This window comes from Nonomuraea longispora, assembly GCF_004348345.1.
Taxonomy (GTDB): Bacteria; Actinomycetota; Actinomycetes; order Streptosporangiales; family Streptosporangiaceae; genus Nonomuraea; species Nonomuraea longispora.
In genome coordinates this window covers 1-3,057 of record NZ_SMJZ01000383.1, presented here as the reverse complement: position 1 = coordinate 3,057, position 3,057 = coordinate 1, and the positions used below count along the sequence as shown (strand labels likewise).

4 protein-coding genes and 1 pseudogene are annotated in these 3,057 nt (G+C 72.5%); all 5 read left to right on the top strand.

Going from position 1 to position 3,057, the window contains the following annotated elements; translation table 11 throughout:
• Positions 1-1,116: type VII secretion-associated serine protease mycosin (gene mycP / locus E1267_RS43265; RefSeq protein WP_132342057.1), on the top strand; the 1,116-nt coding region annotated here is incomplete at its 5' end.
• A gap of 109 nt (positions 1,117-1,225) precedes the next feature.
• A complete protein-coding gene (locus E1267_RS43260; RefSeq protein WP_161714771.1) occupies positions 1,226-1,549 on the top strand; it encodes a WXG100 family type VII secretion target in 324 nt (107 codons plus the stop codon).
• Positions 1,550-1,565: 16 nt separating this feature from the next.
• Complete coding sequence (locus tag E1267_RS43255; protein WP_132342053.1) at positions 1,566-1,865, top strand: WXG100 family type VII secretion target; 300 nt, start codon at positions 1,566-1,568, stop codon at positions 1,863-1,865.
• A 6-nt stretch (positions 1,866-1,871) separates the two neighbouring features.
• The gene (locus E1267_RS43250) at positions 1,872-2,207 is read left to right on the top strand and encodes a hypothetical protein (protein ID WP_132342051.1); all 336 of its coding nucleotides are present in this window, start codon (positions 1,872-1,874) and stop codon (positions 2,205-2,207) included.
• A gap of 11 nt (positions 2,208-2,218) precedes the next feature.
• Positions 2,219-3,057 (top strand): annotated as a pseudogene (locus E1267_RS43245) (hypothetical protein); the annotation flags it as partial.

The following is a 3,057-nucleotide window of genomic DNA, read 5'->3' as shown; positions in this document are numbered from 1 at the left end:
GCCCCCACCCCCGCGACCACGCCCGCCGTACGCTGCGAACCCGAGCCCGGCGTGGCGGAGATCACCGGCGAGCCGTGGCCCCAGCAGCGGCTGCGGTTCGAGAGGGTGTGGCGGCTGACCAGGGGCGAAGGTGTGACGGTGGCCGTGGTCGACAGCGGCGTGGACGCCGCCCACCCGCAGTTGTCCGGCGTGGTCGTCCGGCAGGAGGACCTCACCGGCACCGACAAGCGCGACTGCGTCGGCCACGGCACGGCCGTCGCCGGGATCATCGCCGGACGCGACCTCACGTCGCGAGGAGTGCCCGTGATGGGGGTCGCGCCGGACGCCACGATCCTGTCGATCAAACAGACCGAGGGGCGCTCCGGCGACGTGTCGCGGCTGGCCAGGGGCATCAGGCGGGCCGCCGACCTCGGGGCCGACGTGATCAACGTGTCCGTGCAGGCTCAGGACCATCCGGCCCTGAAGTCGGCCGTGACGTACGCGCAGGACAAGGACGCCGTGATCGTCGCCGCCGCGGGCAACGTCAAGCAGGACGACGGCGCCGTCGCGGCGGCGTACCCGGCGGAGTATCCCGGCGTGATCGCGGTCGGCTCGGCCTCGCCCGACGGCGCGAAGTCGGAGTTCTCCAACGGCGTCACCCGCATCTCGGTCACCGCCCCGGGAGCCGGCATCACCAGCGCCTGGACCGGCGGCGGCTACCGTACGGGACTGGACGGCACCAGCTTCGCCGCACCCTTCGTGTCCGGCGTGGTCGCGCTGGTCAGAGCCAGGCACCCGGAGCTCGACCACTGGCAGATCAAGCGCAGGCTGGAGCGTACGGCCGAGGGCGGCGGCGCGGCGGGCACCGGAGCCGGCCTGGTCAACCCGCTGCTCGCGGTCACCTCGGTGATCCCCGTTACCGAGGACAAGGCCGCCGCCCCGCCGATCGTGCTGGCCAGGGCGCCGGTGCCGGACGCGCGGAAGCAGGCCATCGCGGTCGCCATCGCCGCGGGCGCGGTCGGCACCACCACGCTGGTGGTCTTCGTGGCGTTGATGCTGCCCAGAGCCCGTCGCAGGGGCTGGCGTGCGGGGAACGCGCGGGGGACCGCGCCGGGGACCGCGCCGGGGACACCGTGACACTTACAGGAAAGTTGAAAGGGTGGCCCGCCTCGTTCCGGCCCACTTACGTTGATCGGAAAGTACGGGAACCCGGTCGCATTCCGGGCCACGAGACCGAGAGGTGCACGTGCCAGAGCCCACACGTTATGAGGCGGGCAGCCAGCACAGCGCCGCAGAACGCGCGCTGATCGCCCACCAGAACATCACGCAGATCCACAACCGGCTCACCCAGATCCCGGCGACGCTCGGCGCCGCGTGGCAGGGCGAGTCCGCCACCGTCTACGCGCAGGTGCTGAACGAGTGGAACCCGCAGTTCAAGAGGGTCATCGACGCGCTGCACACGATCGCGGAGAACCTGAAGGGCTCCGGCATCCAGTACGACGAGGCGAACACCAACGCGAGCGACGTCGCCGCACGGCTCAAGGCCGCGCTGAGCGCCGGCCAGGTCTGAGGAACGGAGATTCACCATGAACGGTGGCGGAGAGATCATCCTCGCGAACTTCGACGAGATGGATGAGATCGCCACGGAACTCGGCCGGGCCTACGCGAACCTGACCGGCGAGCTGGCCGACCTGGAAAGCGACCTGAAGATCCTGGAGACCTGGGACGGCGCCGCCAAGGACGTCTACCTGACCGCCAAGAGCGAGTGGAACAGCGCGGTGGTGGCCATGGGCGACACCATGCAGCGCTTCGGCCCGGCGTTGCACGACGCGACGCAGATCATGCGCGATGCCGAGCACGCCAACATGCGCCGCTGGGGCACCTGAGCCGCGGTGGACGAGCCGCTCATCGACCCGGCCAGCGCGGGGGACGTGGCGAAGTGCGAGCCCCAGGCGCTTCTCGACGTGGCCGGCAAGCTGACCAGGGAACTGCTGCCCCAGCTGGAGGCGGCCAGGTACCAGGTGCCCGATCTGTCCCCGGCGGCCGCGGGCGACTGGGACATCGCCCAGGGGTACGCCGGCACGGTGGTCCGGGCCAGGCTGGCCACCTGCGACTCACTCGCCTTCGTGATGGAGCAGGTCCAGCGGGTCGTCGACGACCTGGCGGCCACCGCCGGCACCGTGCTGGACGCCGACCAGCGGGCCGGCGCGGCACCACGCAAGGAATAGAGGACAACGCGTTGCCGGAACCGAAGCCGATCAGGAACGGCTGCCTCCAGGGCGGCAACCCCGACGGGTACGGCGGGCGCGAGGAGATCCGGCGGATGGTCATGGGGACCAGGCCGGAGGAGTTCGGGCCCGTCTCGGATGCCTACAGGTCGGCGTCCGAGCTGCTCACCACCACGATCACGACCCTGGGCGACAGCGCGGCCCGCCTGGTGGCCGACGGCGCGTGGGGCGGGGAGTCGGCCAGGGCCATGCTCGCCCGGATGAAGCGCCTCCAGACCTACCTTCAGGCGCTGCGGGACGGCGTGGACACCGTGCCGCCCTCGCTCGAGACGGTGAGCCGCGAGCTGACCTCGGCCAAGGAACGTTTCGACCAGGCCACGGAGCAGCGCATGTACTGGGTGGAGGCCAGCGGTATGGGAGCGGGGCAGTCGATGCCGGCCAACGATCCCGACGCCGACGCGCGGGAGTTCATGACGAAGCTGAACGGCGTCTACCACCAGGCGTACGAGGCCATGCCGGACCGGCTGCCCTGGGACGCGGATCTGGCGTCGCCCGCGCCGTACATGCCGCCGTCCGAGCGGGTCGCGACGCCGCTGGGCAACGGGCACGGGTCCCCGCCGTACGACGGCACGGCTGCGGCCGCCACCGACCTGGCCGCGACACCGGGCTCCCAGCCCGCTCCCGCCGGTACGCCGCCAGGAGCGCCGGCCGGCGGGCAGGCGCCGGGGAACCCGGGAGGCACCACAGGCGGCGGTCCGCCGGCGGGGCCCGCGGGCGCGCCGCCGCCCGCTCCCACCTCGACGGCGGCCGGGCCTGCCGGGCTCGCTCCCGTGAGTACCGCGGCCACGCC